Origin of the sequence: Sporosarcina aquimarina, assembly GCF_023715615.1 — a bacterium.
GTDB classification, from domain to species: Bacteria; Bacillota; Bacilli; order Bacillales_A; family Planococcaceae; genus Sporosarcina; species Sporosarcina aquimarina_A.
This window is the reverse complement of sequence record NZ_JAMBOM010000005.1, coordinates 166969-184077: the sequence shown is the minus strand read 5'-3', so window position 1 is coordinate 184077 and position 17109 is coordinate 166969. Positions and strand designations below refer to the sequence as shown.

The 17109-nt window shown below is 40.8% G+C and carries 15 protein-coding genes, 1 tRNA gene, 2 rRNA genes and 1 CRISPR repeat array; of the genes, 15 read left to right on the top strand and 3 right to left on the bottom strand.

Annotated features, from left to right (window positions below):
• The 7 genes from M3197_RS13405 to tsaD all read left to right on the top strand — a co-directional run.
• A 23S ribosomal RNA gene (locus M3197_RS13405) occupies positions 1-133 on the top strand; the annotation flags it as partial.
• 80 nt (positions 134-213) lie between these two features.
• Positions 214-329, top strand: a 5S ribosomal RNA gene (gene rrf, locus M3197_RS13400).
• A gap of 19 nt (positions 330-348) precedes the next feature.
• Positions 349-424, top strand: a tRNA-Asp gene (locus M3197_RS13395).
• A gap of 135 nt (positions 425-559) precedes the next feature.
• Positions 560-1012 carry a tRNA (adenosine(37)-N6)-threonylcarbamoyltransferase complex ATPase subunit type 1 TsaE gene (gene tsaE, locus M3197_RS13390; RefSeq protein WP_251662082.1) on the top strand — a complete coding sequence of 151 codons (453 nt, stop codon included), beginning with the start codon at positions 560-562 and terminating at the stop codon, positions 1010-1012.
• Positions 1009-1719, top strand: coding sequence for a tRNA (adenosine(37)-N6)-threonylcarbamoyltransferase complex dimerization subunit type 1 TsaB (gene tsaB, locus M3197_RS13385; protein WP_251662081.1), 711 nt, complete (start codon positions 1009-1011; stop codon positions 1717-1719). Before tsaE ends, tsaB begins: the two co-directional genes overlap by 4 nt.
• Entirely contained in the window at positions 1712-2161 is a 450-nt protein-coding gene (rimI, locus tag M3197_RS13380; RefSeq protein ID WP_251662080.1) for a ribosomal protein S18-alanine N-acetyltransferase, read from the top strand. The genes tsaB and rimI overlap by 8 nt, the downstream gene beginning before the upstream one ends.
• Positions 2161-3183, top strand: a complete 1023-nt coding sequence (tsaD, locus tag M3197_RS13375) for a tRNA (adenosine(37)-N6)-threonylcarbamoyltransferase complex transferase subunit TsaD (protein ID WP_251662079.1) — start codon at positions 2161-2163, stop codon at positions 3181-3183. Before rimI ends, tsaD begins: the two co-directional genes overlap by 1 nt.
• Positions 3184-3600: 417 nt before the next feature.
• Here tsaD and M3197_RS13370 read toward each other — a convergent pair whose 3' ends face one another.
• Entirely contained in the window at positions 3601-5529 is a 1929-nt protein-coding gene (locus M3197_RS13370; protein WP_251662078.1) for an ABC-F family ATP-binding cassette domain-containing protein, read from the bottom strand.
• Between the two features lie 128 nt (positions 5530-5657).
• Between M3197_RS13370 and M3197_RS13365 the strand changes: the two genes are divergently transcribed.
• From M3197_RS13365 to tatC, 3 genes are all read left to right on the top strand, one after another.
• Positions 5658-6308 carry a redox-sensing transcriptional repressor Rex gene (locus M3197_RS13365; RefSeq protein ID WP_251662077.1) on the top strand — a complete coding sequence of 217 codons (651 nt, stop codon included), beginning with the start codon at positions 5658-5660 and terminating at the stop codon, positions 6306-6308.
• A gap of 67 nt (positions 6309-6375) precedes the next feature.
• Complete coding sequence (locus tag M3197_RS13360; protein WP_251662076.1) at positions 6376-6573, top strand: twin-arginine translocase TatA/TatE family subunit; 198 nt, start codon at positions 6376-6378, stop codon at positions 6571-6573.
• Between the two features lie 17 nt (positions 6574-6590).
• Positions 6591-7430: a twin-arginine translocase subunit TatC gene (tatC, locus tag M3197_RS13355; RefSeq protein WP_251662075.1), complete on the top strand. Its 840-nt coding sequence runs from the start codon at positions 6591-6593 to the stop codon at positions 7428-7430.
• A 131-nt stretch (positions 7431-7561) separates the two neighbouring features.
• On the opposite strand, the gene M3197_RS13350 is transcribed toward tatC, so the two are convergent.
• Entirely contained in the window at positions 7562-8302 is a 741-nt protein-coding gene (locus M3197_RS13350) for a CPBP family intramembrane glutamic endopeptidase (protein WP_251662074.1), read from the bottom strand.
• Between the two features lie 204 nt (positions 8303-8506).
• Between M3197_RS13350 and groES the strand changes: the two genes are divergently transcribed.
• The 4 genes from groES (at position 8507) to M3197_RS13330 (ending at position 12657) form a co-directional block, all read left to right on the top strand.
• Positions 8507-8788 (top strand): co-chaperone GroES, encoded by a 282-nt coding sequence (groES, locus tag M3197_RS13345; protein ID WP_025782799.1) that lies wholly within the window; start codon positions 8507-8509, stop codon positions 8786-8788.
• 52 nt (positions 8789-8840) lie between these two features.
• Positions 8841-10475 carry a chaperonin GroEL gene (groL, locus tag M3197_RS13340; protein ID WP_025782800.1) on the top strand — a complete coding sequence of 545 codons (1635 nt, stop codon included), beginning with the start codon at positions 8841-8843 and terminating at the stop codon, positions 10473-10475.
• Between the two features lie 314 nt (positions 10476-10789).
• Complete coding sequence (locus M3197_RS13335) at positions 10790-11752, top strand: DNA/RNA non-specific endonuclease (RefSeq protein WP_251662073.1); 963 nt, start codon at positions 10790-10792, stop codon at positions 11750-11752.
• 335 nt (positions 11753-12087) lie between these two features.
• Positions 12088-12657 (top strand): SF0329 family protein, encoded by a 570-nt coding sequence (locus M3197_RS13330; RefSeq protein ID WP_251662072.1) that lies wholly within the window; start codon positions 12088-12090, stop codon positions 12655-12657.
• Between the two features lie 284 nt (positions 12658-12941).
• Here the strand turns inward: M3197_RS13330 and M3197_RS13325 are convergent, their stop codons facing one another.
• On the bottom strand, positions 12942-13508 hold the full coding sequence (locus M3197_RS13325) for a TetR family transcriptional regulator (protein WP_251662071.1): 567 nt from the start codon (positions 13506-13508) through the stop codon (positions 12942-12944).
• Between the two features lie 663 nt (positions 13509-14171).
• On the opposite strand from M3197_RS13325, the gene M3197_RS13320 reads away from it, so the two are divergent.
• Positions 14172-15437 carry an MFS transporter gene (locus M3197_RS13320; protein ID WP_251662070.1) on the top strand — a complete coding sequence of 422 codons (1266 nt, stop codon included), beginning with the start codon at positions 14172-14174 and terminating at the stop codon, positions 15435-15437.
• 499 nt (positions 15438-15936) lie between these two features.
• A CRISPR array of direct repeats spans positions 15937-16305; the repeat unit is 33 nt; unit sequence GTCACTCCCTGTATAGGGAGTGTGGATTGAAAT.
• Positions 16306-17109: the final 804 nt, after the last annotated feature.

The window sequence follows — 17109 nt, the reverse complement described above, 5'->3', positions numbered from 1 at the left end:
CCCCCCTCAAGATGAGATTTCCCATTACGCAAGTAAGTAAGATCCCTCAAAGATGATGAGGTGGATAGGTCTGGTGTGGAAGCATGGTGACATGTGGAGCTGACAGATACTAATCGATCGAGGACTTTCCCAAATTATAGTTAAAGAGCCGTAAGGCTGTCTTGAGTTTTCAATGTTGGTTTTATCCAGTTTTGAGCGAACAAGCTCAATTTGTCTGGTAATGATGGCGAAGAGGTCACACCCGTTCCCATACCGAACACGGAAGTTAAGTTCTTCAGCGCCGATGGTAGTAGGGGGCTTCCCCCTGTGAGAGTAGGACGTTGCCAGGCAGTTTTACTTTTATTAATTGGTCCCGTGGTGTAGTGGTTAACATGCCTGCCTGTCACGCAGGAGATCGCCGGTTCGACCCCGGTCGGGACCGCCATTTAATTTAAACTTACAAACCGATTCAGGGATATTCCCTGGGTCGGTTTTTTTATGTTCTCTATGCGTACCGTGTGCGGTTCTGCACATTTTCCGTTACACTAAGTACATCACTTGAAAAGGATCGGATTAACTTATGAAGAAACAACTACATGTCACATCAGTTGCGCAAACCGTGCAACTTGCTGAAAAACTGGCCAAACTTCTTTTGCCGCCAGACGTAGTCACGCTTGAAGGTGATTTGGGCGCAGGGAAGACTACATTCACTCAAGCACTCGCTAAAGGGCTTGGGGTGGAGCGCACCGTCAGTAGCCCCACCTTTACAATTATTAAGCAATATGAAGGTACCTATCCTCTTAACCATTTGGATGTCTATCGCTTAGCAGATAGCGAAGAAGATTTAGGTTGGGATGAATTGTTTTATGGTGATGCGATTTCTATTGTAGAGTGGGCACAGTATATTGAAGAGGATTTACCGGAGAACCGCCTAGCGATCCGTATTACACGGACAGGCGATACCGCAAGAACGATTGAATTGGAACCTACAGGAAGTCATTTTATAAAGATTTGTGAGGTGATCACTCAATGATATGGTTAGGAATAGATACAGCAAATTCACCTTTATCTGTTGCACTGGTAGAAGATGGTCGGATATTGTGTGAGCAAACATCAACATTTGCACGAACCCATTCTATTCAGGCGATGCCTGCAATTGAACGCTTATTAAATGAAGCGAGTTTACGTCCTTCTGATTTGGAAGCAATTGCGGTATCTGAAGGGCCAGGATCTTATACAGGTGTCCGAATTGGTGTGACGCTTGCGAAAACACTTGCCTGGACGTTGAAAATTCCATTAGTCGGTGTTTCCAGTTTGGAAGTTATCGCAGCAAATGCGGTACCATTTGAAGGAGTTATTGTCCCGTTGTTTGATGCACGACGAGAAAATGTTTATTGTGGTCTTTACAAGTCAAAAGGTGAGCGATTACATCGTATTTGGGAAGACCGTCATGGGACTCTTGAACAGTTATTAGAGGATGTTGCATGTATCAACCAACCTGTTTTATTTGTAGGGGTAGATGTCGATATCCATAAAACGAAAATTAGTGCAATGCTTGGAGACCAGGCTGTATTTGCGCCTTTTCCTCAGCAACTGCCACGAGCTTCGCAGTTAATCAGTTTAGCTGAGCAACGAGTCCCTGCATCCGATATTCATCAGTTTGTTCCGAATTATCGTCGTATTCCTGAAGCGGAAGCGAATTGGATAAAAGAGCAAAAGCAGGTGAAATCCCATGATTGACTCGGTTGTTTATCGTCAAATGGTGGCAAAGGATATTGAAGAGGTTGTGGCAACAGAAACGGAAGTTTTTACAACTCCATGGTCGGCAGAGGTGTTTGCCCATGAGCTTACGGGTAATGATTATGCAACGTATATTGTAGCTGAGTGTGAGAATGAAGTGGTTGGACACGTAGGGATGTGGGTCGTACTTGATGAATGTCATATTACAAATGTGGCTGTACGGAAACATCGGCAAGGATTAGGAATTGGAGAAGCGCTGATGCGTCAAGCAATAGAGCTGTGCCGCAATAACGGTGTGGTAGCCATGTCTCTTGAAGTTCGAGTAAGTAATGAAGCAGCTAAGAGCTTGTATCGTAAGCTTGGATTTCAAGAAGGTGGAATTCGGAAAAACTATTATTCTGACGACCATGAAGATGCGCTCGTCATGTGGGTGGAGTTATGATGAAAAAAGACGTCTATATATTAGGGATTGAAACGAGTTGCGATGAGACTGCAGCGTCTGTCGTGAAAAATGGGAGTGAGATTGTTTCCAACGTAGTTGCTTCCCAAATCGAAAGTCAGAAGCGTTTTGGTGGGGTTGTACCGGAAATTGCTTCGCGCCATCACGTGGAGGAAATTACACTAGTCATTGAGAAGGCACTTGAGGACGCAGGATTAGATCCAGATGAGCTAGATGCTGTAGCCGTTACAGAGGGCCCTGGACTTGTAGGGGCATTACTGATTGGCATTAATGCAGCAAAAGCATTTGCGTTTGCGAACTCGTTACCGATTATAGGAGTACATCATATTGCAGGGCATATCTATGCCAACCAGCTCGTTCAACCTATGGAGTTCCCATTACTAGCACTTATTGTTTCTGGTGGACATACGGAAATGATAATTATGCGCGAGCATGGATCATTTGAGCTCATAGGTGAGACGAGAGATGATGCTGCGGGCGAAGCGTATGACAAAGTGGCACGTGTTTTAGGACTCCCTTATCCCGGCGGTCCACACGTAGATAAGCTGGCATTAGCAAGCGAAAATGCTGTAGAGTTTCCGAGAGCTTGGCTAGAGCCAGATTCCTACGACTTCAGTTTCAGTGGATTGAAATCAGCTGTCATTAACTACAAGCATAACCTGGAACAACGAGGTGGTACGCTGGATGAAGAAGCTGTTGCTGCTGGTTTCCAACAGAGTGTAGTAGAAGTCCTGACAGTGAAAGCATTAAGAGCTGCTCAAGAATATCGAGTGAAACAAGTAATTGCGGCAGGTGGGGTTTCTGCAAATAAAGGACTAAGAAACTCATTAGAGGCGACATTTGCAAAAGAGAACATTCCGTTCAGTGTTCCACCAATTGCGTTATGCACAGATAATGCAGCGATGATTGCAGCTGCAGGCACGCAAATGTTTTTAAGTGATGTGCGAGGAGAGTTATCTATGAATGGGAGACCTGGCATGCAACTGGAATCGTGGAATCACTAAAATAGAGTTATCAACATTCACATGGAATTCGTCAAATTCAGACGAATTCCATGTTTTTTTGATAAACAGAAAACAAGGTTTGTCAATAGGGAACATTCGTACTTATGCACACTTTGTGGATAAGTTGTGCATAAAGTAGTGTTTAGTTGATAAGTTAGGTTGACTGGTTGGATAACTATGTGGATTAAAAAGATTGTTTGTGTGTATAACGTGGATAACTTTGTTAATATCAATGAAATCGGTATTTCAGTTGTGGGTAAGATTGTGGAAAATGAGACTGAAGGAGTGTCGAATTGAGGTGGACATCTGTTGACTGGTGGCGGAATTTAGAGTCCACTGCGAAAAAACTGCTTTAAAGATAGTAGATAACCATAAGACAACAAAAAACAGCGGAGTAGTCCGCTGCTTCTTGGGTGATTAAACGGTTTCGAGTTCTTCTTGCATCATCAGCCATTCTTCAGCTTGTGCATCGTGAGTCTCTTGAAGAGAATCGATGTCCGCTTGCAATTCCATCAGTTTTACATGATCATCCGCATACTCGGGCTTGATCAGTTCGTTTTGGAGGGATGCAATTTGTTCATCCAGCTCAGCCATTTTCAACTCAGCTTGTTCAATTGCACGTTTCAAGCGTCGTTCTACTTTTTGACGTTCTTTATCCACCTCTTGTGAACGGCTTTTTGTAACTGTAGGTGACTGCTTTGCAGCAAGGGATTCAGCAAGGAGCTCAGCTTGTTCTGCCTTCTTTTCAACAAAATAATCATAGTCTCCTAAGTATTCCACAGCCCCGTTATCGCTTAAATCGAAAACTTTGGTTGCAATTCGATTAATGAAATAACGATCGTGCGACACAAATAAGATTGTTCCAGGGAAGTCGTCCAGTGCATTCTCAAGCACTTCTTTGCTATCCAGATCCAAATGGTTCGTCGGTTCATCCAGCACAAGTGTATTAGATTTCTCAAGCATCAGTTTCGCTAGAGAAAGACGGGCTTTTTCTCCACCAGAAAGAGATTGTACAGGCTTCCCGACATCGTCACCTGTAAAAAGGAAGCGACCAAGTAAGCTGCGTATATCTTTTTCGTTCATGAGCGGCCAGTCATCCCAAATTTCTTGCAACACGGTGCCTGAACCGACAAGCGTTGCTTGGTTTTGGTCGTAATAGCCGAACTGAACGTTGGTCCCGTACCGAATTTCTCCAGCCAGCAGATCTTGCCGACGAACGATTGTTTTTAATAGGGTCGATTTGCCGACGCCGTTTGGACCAAGGATTGCAATTCGATCCTGTTTGTAGACTCGCATGTCGATATTTGTAGAAACGGGATTTCCATTGTAGCCAACAGCAGCCTTTTCGACTGCCAGTACGTCGTTCCCACTCGGACGGTCAATTGTGAATGAGAAATTGGCGGATTTTTCGTCTCCGTCTGGGGCGTCCATCCAGTCTGTGCGTTCCAATTGTTTACGACGACTTTTCGCCATTTTACTCGTGGAAGCACGAGCGATATTTTTCTGAATGAAGTCTTCGAGCTTTGCTTTTTCACTCGATTCTTTTTCGAACAACTTGCGATCTTTCTCATAGTTCTTCGCTTTCTCATCCAAGTACGCACTGTAATTGCCTGTAAAACGAGAGACTTTGCGTCTAGAGACCTCATATACTAATGTCACAACTTGGTCTAGGAAGTATCTATCGTGCGATACGATAAGCAGCGCACCTTCATATGATTTTAAGTAACTCTCTAACCATCCTAGTGTTTCAATGTCCAGATGGTTTGTAGGCTCGTCCAAAATAAGCAGATCAGGTTTGCTCAACAGCATTTTTGCTAAGGCAAGTCGTGTTTTCTGTCCACCTGAGAGTAAATCGACGGGTTTATCATAGTCATCGGGATAAAACCGCATTCCGTGCAAAATTGAGCGTGTATCCGATTCGTATTGATAGCCTCCGAGATCTTTGAATTCGACTTGAAGAGAATCGTATTCGCCCATAATGCGTTCTGAAGTTAAAGGATCTCCATAGACTTCAGGATCTGCCATTTTGGCCTCTAACCCTCGCAGGCGACGTTCCATCGCTTGAAGTGGTTCAAAGACGGTCATCATTTCATCCCATACGGATAGTTCTGTTTCGAGTCCGCTATGTTGCTCGAGATACCCGATACGTATGCCTTTTGGGACAATGATATCCCCGGCATCCGCTGATGATTCGCCAGCGATTATTTTAAGTAATGTAGATTTCCCAGCGCCGTTTCGACCAACGAGCGCTACGCGATCACGATGTTGCACTTCCAATTTTACATTTTCCAATATATCAGTGCCCGAAAACGACTTCGTTACACCGTTCACTTGCAAGATTATCATCGTTTCACCTCTATTTTCATTCTCCTTCAGTTTACTGGAATGGGAGGATAGGTGCAATCACCGGCTTTACAACAGAACGCATCTCCTGTAGGATAGAAGCGATTCGATACAGCAGCAGGAGGTTTACGATGGCTGAAGAAACGGTTAAAATTCCCCAGGCAACGTCCAAACGCTTGCCGTTGTACTATCGATTTTTACAAAATTTCGCAAACAGCGGGAAGAAACGTGTTTCTTCAAGCGAACTGAGCGAGGCTATGAAGATCGATGCAGCGACGATTCGTCGTGATTTTTCGCACTTTGGTGCGCTCGGCCGTAAAGGTTATGGCTATGACGTGGATTATCTCGTCAGCTTTTTTAGAAAAACACTCGACCAAGACGAAGCTACGGATGTTGCTCTCATCGGTGTGGGTAGTCTTGGACATGCGTTCATGAAATACAATTTCCATAAGAATCATAATACACGCATCGTCATTGCGTTTGACCCAAAAGCGCCGCGTGACGGAAAAATCATTTCGGATATCCCTGTTTATCATCCAGACATGATTGAAGAGAAACTGACAGAGCTCGGAATAGATCTTGTAATTCTAACTGTACCTTCGCGTGCTGCTCAGCAATTGACCGATCGTCTTGCAGCAGTGGGAGTTAAAGGAATTCTCAATTTCACAACGGTCAGGCTTACGGTTCCGCCATCGATTCGGGTCCATACAATTGACTTGTCTGTAGAACTGCAATCTCTTATTTACTTCATAAAAAATGACGTAAAAGATTCACATTTATAGGGTTGCAAGAATAGTCATTTCATGCGATATGGTGTAGAATAGACATATTCAAAGGGAGGTGTCCGAAATGTCACCAGGTATTGGAAGTCTACTTATTATTGCTGTCATTGCCCTTCTCATTTTCGGACCGAAAAAGTTGCCTGAAATCGGCAAAGCATTCGGTTCATCACTACGCGAGTTCAAAAATGCGACAAAGGGTCTTGTAGAAGACGATGAAGCTAAAACAGACGTTAAAAAAGTTGAAGATAAAAAAGAAGTGCAATAAGTTAGGATGTCTGTGTAATGGAAGAACGTACGCTAACCATTATTGAGCATATAGAAGAAATTCGAAAACGGCTGATTACGATCGTCGTTTTCTTTGCAGTTTCAGTCATTGGCGGCTTTCTGCTGGCGAAACCGCTCATTAAGTTTTTACAATCGAACGGTCCAGCTGCGGATTTGCCGTTAAATGCGTTTAATGTAATCGATCCGATAGCCATCTACTTAAAAGTAGTGGTGTTTATAGGAATTATCATTATTTTACCGATTATCATGTACCAATTTTGGGCGTTCGTTTCTCCGGGGTTATTGGAAACGGAACGAAGGGTGACGCTCAGTTATATTCCTTTTGCTTTCATACTTTTCCTATCGGGGATTGCGTTTTCCTACTATGTATTGTTGCCGTATGTCATCAAATTCATGGAGTCGCTGTCAGCGGATTTAGGAATCACGCAGACCATCGGCATTAATCAGTACTTTTCGTTCTTATTCCAAATTTTATTGCCATTTGGATTTGTGTTTCAGTTACCCGTGGTCTTATTGTTCTTATCTAGGCTCGGTTTCTTGAATCCAAATGTGTTGACGAAGTTCCGGAAAATTGCTTACTTCGTATTGTTCGTCATCGCGGCGTTCATTACACCACCGGATTTGGTGTCACACTTGTTTGTGACGGTTCCGTTGTTCTTGCTGTATGAAATCAGTATTGTGATCGCTCGCATTGGGTACCGCAAGTTCTTGAAGGCGGAAGAGAAGCGCCTGGTGGAAGAAGAAGAGGCGGAACGGGTGCGGTTGTTTGCGGAGGCAAAGGCTGAGCAACAGCGGCAGATTGATGAAGTGAATGCACGGATGAACAATCAAGATTGAAAAAATTGAAAAAGACTTGCTGACCGGAAACGGTTGAGCAAGTCTTTTTTGTTTGTAAACGGTGTTGATTTGCGCGTCAGGCGGGCGCCTTCTGCTCCAATCAACGGAACTATAGAAATTAGTCTACCCTCCTACCAAAAGTAATGGAAGAAGGTGATGACGGACTGTTGGAGCTTTTGAAGCTCTAGAATTTTGTCTTGGTTGAGCATGATGACCATGACGAATCCGTTCATGAGCATATGGGAGATCATCGGTGTCCAGATGCGCTTGGATCGGTAGTAGACGTAAGAGAATACAAGTCCTGGCATCAGGTACGTAAGGATGTGCTCAAGTTCGTTGTGAACGGCGGCAAAGATAACAGCACTTACGATAGTTGCAATCCAGAAGTTCGTTTTCGTATAGATTCCACCGAATAGGACACGGCGGAAGACCGTCTCTTCTAAAATCGGGGCAAACAAGACTATACAGATAATAAGAATTGGTGCTACGGCAGCGATTTCTGTTAGCTGTGCGGTGCTTGCCGAACCTTCAGTAATGCCTATAGCTTTTTCAATGAGACCTGCAATCATTTGGCCACCGAGTGCCAAGAAGAATCCAAGAATACCCCAAAAAATAGACTTCCAAATTGATTCTTTCTTTCCTTTAAAGACGGTCCAAAACTTCTTATCAGATCGAATGACGAGGAAGATCGCAATAATCGCAAGAATGTTTACACTGAATAAGCCCCATGCAAAGCCGTTATATGCAGCTTCCTTAACGCCATAGCCATTCGAAGTGAAGAGCGCGATCATCCCTTTCGAAATCGGAACACTTGCAAACTGCATGGCAATGTATAAAAGAAGAATGGTTAAGTAGAGCATCCATGGTTTCATCGTTTTTTGCTTCAAAAGAATCGATCCTTTCCATCTAAGTATTGATAAGTGTATCGGTTTTAGAAAAGAAGCGCAAAGAGTACGGGCGACCGATTTGTTTTACTTGCAATTCAATCTTCGTTTTATTATGATAAGTAGTGTATTAGCACTCCTGTTTAGCGAGTGCTAAATTATAAGAAGAACCGTTAGAGGAGGGTGTTTCATTTGTTGAAACCATTAGGTGATCGTATTGTAATTGAACTAATCGAAGTGGAAGAGAAAACGTCAAGCGGCATCGTATTACCAGATTCCGCAAAAGAAAAGCCGCAAGAGGGTAAAGTCATTGCAGTCGGTACAGGCCGCGTTCTCGAAAACGGCCAGCGCGTCGAGCTTGAGGTAAAAGAAGGCGACCGCATCATCTTCTCAAAATATGCAGGTACTGAAGTTAAATATGAAGGTAATGATTACTTAATTTTACGTGAGAGCGATATTCTAGCAACTATCTAAGGAACCGCATCACTTTGACTATTAAACCAAAAACAGGAGGGACTCATTCATTATGGCGAAAGAAATTAAATTCAACGAAGATGCACGTAGCGCAATGTTGCGTGGTGTCGATACATTAGCAGACGCTGTAAAAGTAACACTTGGACCAAAAGGACGTAACGTTGTTCTTGAGAAAAGCTTCGGTTCACCACTAATTACGAATGACGGAGTAACGATTGCTAAAGAAATCGAACTCGAAGACGCATTCGAAAACATGGGTGCGAAACTTGTTGCTGAAGTTGCTTCAAAAACAAACGAAATTGCTGGTGACGGGACAACCACTGCAACAGTTCTTGCTCAAGCAATGATCCGTGAAGGCTTGAAGAACGTAACAGCTGGCGCAAACCCTGTCGGCATCCGTAAGGGAATCGAATCAGCAGTTGCAACAGCAGTTACAGAGCTGAAGAGCATTTCCGATGAAATCTCAAGCAAGCAAGAAATTGCACAAGTTGCTGCAATCTCTTCAGGCGATGACGAGGTCGGTAACCTGATCGCTGAAGCAATGGAACGCGTTGGAAACGACGGCGTTATTACACTTGAAGAATCTAAAGGCTTCACAACTGAACTAGACGTTGTTGAAGGTATGCAATTCGACCGTGGCTATGCATCTGCTTATATGGCAACAGATACAGATAAGATGGAAGCGGTTCTCGACAATCCATATATCTTGATCACAGATAAGAAGATTAATAACATCCAAGAAATTCTTCCGGTACTTGAGCAAGTCGTTCAACAAGGCAAGCCGTTGTTGATGATCGCTGAAGACGTAGAAGGCGAAGCACTTGCAACACTCGTTGTGAACAAGCTACGTGGTACGTTCAACGCAGTTGCAGTTAAGGCTCCTGGATTCGGAGATCGTCGTAAAGCTATGCTTGAAGACATCGCGATCCTAACTGGCGGAGAAGTGATTACTGAAGATATCGGTCTTGACCTGAAATCTACAGACATTTCACAACTCGGACGCGCTTCTAAAGTTGTTGTAACGAAAGACAACACAACAATTGTAGAAGGAACTGGCGATGCAGATACAATTTCAGCACGCGTCGGTCAAATCCGTGCACAATTGGAAGAAACAACTTCTGAGTTCGATAAAGAGAAACTCCAAGAGCGTCTAGCGAAACTTGCTGGCGGCGTTGCAGTTATCAAAGTCGGTGCAGCTACTGAAACAGAATTGAAAGAACGCAAACTACGCATCGAAGACGCTCTGAACTCGACACGCGCAGCAGTCGAAGAAGGAATCGTTTCCGGTGGTGGTACAGCGCTCGTAAACGTTTATAAAAAAGTAGAATCATTGCTTGAAGGCGTAGAAGGCGACGTCGCAACTGGCGTGAAAATCGTTCTTCGTGCACTCGAAGAGCCAGTTCGTCAAATCGCAACAAACGCAGGTCTTGAAGGTTCGATCGTCGTAGATCGCCTCAAGCGCGAAGAAGTCGGCATCGGCTTCAACGCTGCAAACGGTGAGTGGGTCAACATGGTCCAAGCTGGTATCGTGGATCCAACAAAAGTAACGCGTTCCGCACTACAAAACGCAGCATCTGTAGCAGCGATGTTCCTATCGACTGAAGCAGTAGTTGCTAACATCCCAGAGCCAGCAGGTGGCGGTATGCCTGATATGGGTGGAATGGGTGGCATGGGCGGCATGATGTAAGTCATCCCCATAAATAGAAAAACGTCAACTCCAGAAGATGGAGTTGGCGTTTTTTTTTGCGTGGGTAAAAAAAGGTGTAGTAGACGGTTGTTGATCTGCACTGCAGGTTTGGAAATGTTTTTATGGAATTTGTTTACTTATAATCTTAACAATCAGTGATAGTTATTAGCTGTTCGTAAAAGTGAACGATTACAAACGCTAATATTTCTCCTGCATTTCACTTTAATTTCATGGAAAATGTTAGGGCGAGCGTTTACTTATGCTATAATTTTTTTCGTGAAGCTTTGACACAGATGAAAGGTATGGTTTGAAGAATGAAAAAGAAAATGAATTATTTAATATTACTTTTAACAATCGTCTTTGTGGTTGGTTGTACCAACTCCGAAGATGCATCCATTGCAGATGTAGAAACAGGTTCGCAAAAAGTCACGACTGTTGAACCAAATACAAACAGTGAAAAAGAAGAAACTGTCACTACGATTGTTGAAGAACAGGAAGTCGAGGAGCCCGTAGCAGAGGAAAAATCAACTCAACCAAAGAAAGAACGGTTCTCCGGATACAAACTAATTGAAGTTGATGGTGGTGATTTATCTGGATATCATGAACCTAGCGTCGTTGTTGATATTGGTTACGGGGACCGTGAATATTGGGGATTTACTAATGAATACGGGCAACTAGTACGTGTCATAGCTGACGAGATCATTCTACAAGATGAAAGTAATGAACCTGTGTTATCGTCTGGCAGATACTATTCTGATGAGGCAAAGGTTCCTGGTGTTGAAAGTGATGATTTAGATGAAGGCCATGTAATTGCTGACTCTCTCGGAGGGGTATCGAATGCTTATAATATTACCCCACAGAATAGTACGCTCAACCGACATGGTGATCAAGCGTATATGGAAAACGAGATCCGAAGAGCAGGAGGAGCTACTAATTTCGAAGCGATTATCACCTATCCGAATACGGAAACGCAAATTCCTTCAAGTTATCAATATACCTATACAATAAAGGGAAATGTCATTACGGATTCATTTAAAAATGTGAATCCAGATGAAGTAAACGAATCTCTTGGACTAACCGAAAATAATGAGTCCGAGTCCAAATCAGAAAGTTCTTCAACAAACGAAGGCGAACTCTCTAGTATTGATACAAATGGAAATGGTATCGTGACCATAGCAGAAGCGAAAGCAGCTGGTTTCAGTATGCCAATAACTAGGGACCACTGGTTGTACCAATATATGCAGGATCGTGATAATGACGGAATGGTAGGAGAATAAAAATGATTGCCTGTGTAAGACACAATTCCAAAGCAATTCTAAATAGTGTTCGAATTGTACGGTGCACAGGCGGCGATTCTAACATAAAGGATTATAATCGTAGCCTCTCATTAGTTGTACAAACTTTTGAGAAGCTTCTTTTTTAACATGAAGATAGACAAGTTATTGTTTCATCAGTCTGGATGTTTTATTCGCTGACTATTATCGATACATCAGAAATTCAAGTTACACATAAACCTTGTATTTAGTATGACCGATGTAACGGTTATTGTATTATGGATAATAGAACCACGGATTCAATAACTATTTAAAATATAAAATTTAAGGAGAATTACATGTCCTGGAGCAAATTGAAGAAAAACTTGGAGAGTTTTCTCTGTCCTGCATTAAAAGGAAGGGTTGAATACCGCGCAAGCAGCTATCGTTATTTACCTGATAAAGCAGGAACTTGTTATATTACGGTAGATAAAAAGAATGTACTCAATATGAGTGATATAAATACCTCAATCAGATGGTATCAAACTGAGCTGGAAATTAAGAATGATTCAGATATCCAAATTCCTATCAACAATGAGGAAATTGAAGCGGTAAGAAACGAATCCAAGGGAAAAGTTCCAGAGGATCGTCTACAAGTAATTGCAAGAAGTAGAAGATTATCAGAACATGCAAAGGAGCTTTTGTCAGCGCAGTCCTCATTAAGTAAATCCAATTTTATTGTTGTAGCGAATAAGTTTTTATCCACTCCTATAGAAGAGAGCATAGAGAGCCATGATATCCTATTAAATATTCTAGCTTTGGTGGACCGGAGGGTGGGGAAAAAACGAATTTTAAACATGACTGAGAAGATGAAGTTAAAGCATCCGATCGTTCAGTACTTTTATGAACTACGGCTTAGTACGTTGTGATAATGAAAGGTACCTGAAAATAACAGCTTATCAACTGAAATACTGACATTTTGCTAAAGTAATCTCATAAAAAGCGGTAAATCCCCGTTAAAGATGTTACAGTAAGCAATTTCAAAAACGTTGATTTACCGTCCCTTTTGCATCTCGCGTTAACAATGTTACACACTTTCAACTCACAGGCGGCATGATGTAATACACTTAAGAATTAGTTATGTAAATAATAAATACAACACAAAAACCACTTTCTATGAGATATAGGAAGTGGTTTTTGTGTTGGCAAAACGTTACACTACTTTAATTTTTTCATTTAATGAAGTGTCAATTATTTGCAGTAGTGCTGATGCGGCTGTTTTAGCAAAATCTTCTAGAGTCTCCTTACTTGTTAGTTCCCACTCAACGAAGGCTCCGTATAACGCCCAACTGAACATGGATGCCTCTAAACGGTTATCAGTTTTTAACAGATGGCTAACAATCAAGGTAATGGCCTCTTTTACTTTTTCTTCTATCATTTGACCAAATGTATCATAGCCCCGTCTACAATTCGTAAACAAATTTTTGTGTATTTGACTGATGGATTGAAACATTTTTATAATCATTTTCTCATCGAGCTCTTCGAAACAGTTAAAATGTTCGTTCATTATTTCTTGGATTTTTTCTGTAAGCATCACATCGGCTAATTCATATTTATCAACAAAATGACTATAAAATGTAGCCCGATTGATGGTTGCTAAAGAAGTTATATCCTTCACAGAGATGTGGTCAAAATCTTTATATGACATCAGCTGATCGAAAGAGTCGGTAATGAGTCGCCGTGTTCGTATGGCGCGGGGGTCAATTTTTGCTGTATTCATTGTATTTTTGTCTCCTTAAAAAACAATTTGTAGTAAGTGTTGCTTAAGCAACAAATATGGAATACTGCGTATGGTTCTGAAATACCCTGCCTCGTATAATGTGATTATACAACATGTGTTGTGTAAGTTATATGGTTATGTTTAAATTTCTGGTTATGTAATTTTTGGTTAAAGGATTATACGGCCGGTTTTAAACTATATTCTATTGAGGCTCCAATACAAATGAGAGGGAGTGTTTTAAGTGTAGATCCTAAGGACTGGATTGTAAAAAGAATAAATACGAGATTTTTATAATGAAAAAAAATCACAAGATGTTGTGCTTGTAGAACCAACATTGGAGTGAATCATTTTCAAAGTAATTAATATAATTTCTAGACATGGATTATGTAAGGACAACTAATCTCAAAAGTCAGTGGTGACATTACTGATTTCACGGGGAAATTCTATTGTAATGAAATCAGATGAGATGCTATTACACCTTTCAATGCGGTGCAATCTATTTGGTTTTTTAGCGAACAAATTTTTTATGGAAGAAAGAAATTGAACTGTATATTGTGTGAAAGTGAAAACTATCGCTTATAGCATAAAAGTGTGAAAACGAATTATGAATTCGATGAAAATCATAAAGAGATACATTATTAAATTTTAGTGGGAGGAAGTATTATGAATCGTAAAAAGAACATCCACTATGCTTGGTGGATTTTACTGGGCTTAAGTATTATTGTCGGATTAGGAAAAGGCGCTTTGAATAATTCTGCGGGACTTTTTTTACCGCCCGTAACGAAAGACTTGGGTATTGGTACGGGTAACTTATCGTTGTACTTTAGTGTGTCAGCTATTGTTACTCTTATCTTTTTGCCGATAGGCGGAAAGTTAATGGCCAAATATGATCCACGTCTGCTTTTAACCGTAGCAATTATTTTACAGGCTGGGGCATTTGCTATGTTTGGATTAATGAGTTCAGTATGGGGATGGTATTTATTTGCAATCCCATTGGCAGTTGGTGGTGTATTCATTACCGTTATTGCTGGTCCAGTTTTGATCAGTCAGTGGTTTAAAAAGAACAATGGTCTAGCACTCGGTATCTTGAGTGCGGCAGGTGGGGCACTTGGAGCAATTGCACAGCCGATTGTAGGCTATTTGATCGCCAATCAAGGTTGGAGAGCATCTTATATGTTGGTGGGTATTGCTGTCATTGTCATTGTTGTACCTGTTATCTTGCTTCTTATCAAAAAAACACCGAAAGAAAAAGGTTTACTTCCTTATGGGGCTGAGGAAAGTAAAGGTGTTGGAAATCCAAATGCCGCTGAAATGAGTGTCCAAGGTGTAACTATGGCTGTAGCGAAGAAATCCTCTGCTTTTTATGCTTTAGTAATCTTTTTCTTCCTAGTAACCTCTATAGCGAGCTTTTCCATGCATATTCCTACGTTTCTCATGAACAAAGGATTCGATGTCGCTTTTGCAGGTAATGTAATGGCGACCTATATGATAGGGGTACTTGTTGGATCGCTAATTATTGGTTTCTTAAGTGATAAGATTGGAACTAAAAATACAGCCATCTTGTCTATGGTTGTGGGATTGATAGGGATTATTCTACTCTTGGTTTCAGTCTCAAGTACAATTGCTATAACAATTGCTGTGGGGATGTTTGGAACGATCTCATCCTCAATCGGAACATTGGGGCCAGCTCTTGCATCGAGTTTATTCGGAAACAAAGAATATAGCCAAATCTATTCAAATGCTTCCTTGGGGTTGGCAATCTCATCCATCGTAGCATTACCAGCGTATGGATATGTATTCGATTTTACTGGAAGTTACAATGTAGTATTAATTTCCATCATTATCATGCTGATCATTAATATTATTGCCGTAATCGTTGCGTTTAAAGGGAAAAAGAAATTAGAGCAAGCTGGACTTTGGAATAAATAAGCTAATTGGAAGTAAGGCACAAGTGATGGGGAAAACCCAAATCACTTGTGCCTTTTTCTTTGTATTATTAACAGTGGTTTTTATTCACTTTTACTGTAGAATGTAGCTAAAATTCTTATTATTTATTTGAATTAATTTCATGATTTGAAATTGTTTTCTGAGTACTTCGCAACTGAACTGGTGGTTGCAGAAGAATCTTTTCATACGTGATATGCATTATTAAAAATGAATTATTTTATAATATCCTGGTATTGATAATTGTTAATTCACATAGTTGTCAAAAGAAATATTAGATGCTTTTAAAAAATTCTTAATATGATACACTTGCATTGCATTGAAAACATGCGAACTCTAAGTGCACATGAATTCCTTGGGAGGTTCGCGCAAAAGTAGGTTAAAAAAGCAACTAAGTTAGGAGGAATTACACGACTAATGTTGGAAAATTGGTTTAGTAATACAAAATGTAGTGTTTACAAAAAAGGAAACACTACACCTAGCTGTCACTCCCTGTATAGGGAGTGTGGATTGAAATGAATAAATCGTCTACCGTGCAGTTTAAAGAGAGCGTCACTCCCTGTATAGGGAGTGTGGATTGAAATATCAAGCGCCACGCCTTTCTGATTAAGTATAACGAGTCACTCCCTGTATAGGGAGTGTGGATTGAAATAAAATTATGGACATCGCTTTGAAACACGATAGCGCGTCACTCCCTGTATAGGGAGTGTGGATTGAAATTCCTATATAGCTTTGATGACTTAGTACGAAATCCGTCACTCCCTGTATAGGGAGTGTGGATTGAAATAATCATAGTATCAGCAATGTAGCTTTTATAAACGTCACTCCCTGTAAAGGAAGTGTGGAATGAAATCTCTAACCAATTATATACTTTTGATATTGGATCTTGACTGAAAATTAATATAGCAAACGCTATCTGGCATGAGGGACTGTAGGGATTGAACCTTTTCTTAAGAACACAGTTTTTTCAATGAGAACGTGTCTTCTTTCACCTGTGGTGATTTTTTGGGGCTATAAACGTTTTTTGCATTTAATGTACATCTCTATTACGCCTTCGATATTTACCAAGTTGTATTTATAAACTTGTGTACTAAGAATGATCGATTATTAAGTGGAATGTGAAAAGTGTATAATATACTTTTGTATGTAGTTTTGTCGTTCGCTTTTAAATGACGTGGATTGAAAATAAATTTATACGCTTTGCAAGTAAGTTAAATAAGCCGACCCCAAAAGTCTATGGAACTGGACTTTTGGGGTCGGTTTTTCTAAAAGAAAAATAATAAAAATATATTTCAGATGAAAAAGTGGGAATATCAATTATTTAATTGTTTAAGCTTGCAAATCTATTCTTCTAAGATGAAATGAAAATAAGAACCATGAATTTTTAGTAACATACTTTTATAGCTATATATAGAACTTGTATTTTAGAATGTGAAAAATTGGAAGGGAAACAAAAATGCTCTGAGAAGTCGGCATGCACTGGTCCTATGACAGTAAAGGTGAGTAAGTATCGTAGAAAAGACGGAACAGTTGTATCCAGTCATAGACGAAATAACCCCAAGTGACTAGCAAGAAAATTTCTATGAATAAATAACTATTACTCTTTTATGGAGATATTGAACCTAAAAAATTCAAATATATTCCTGTTCATCTGAAT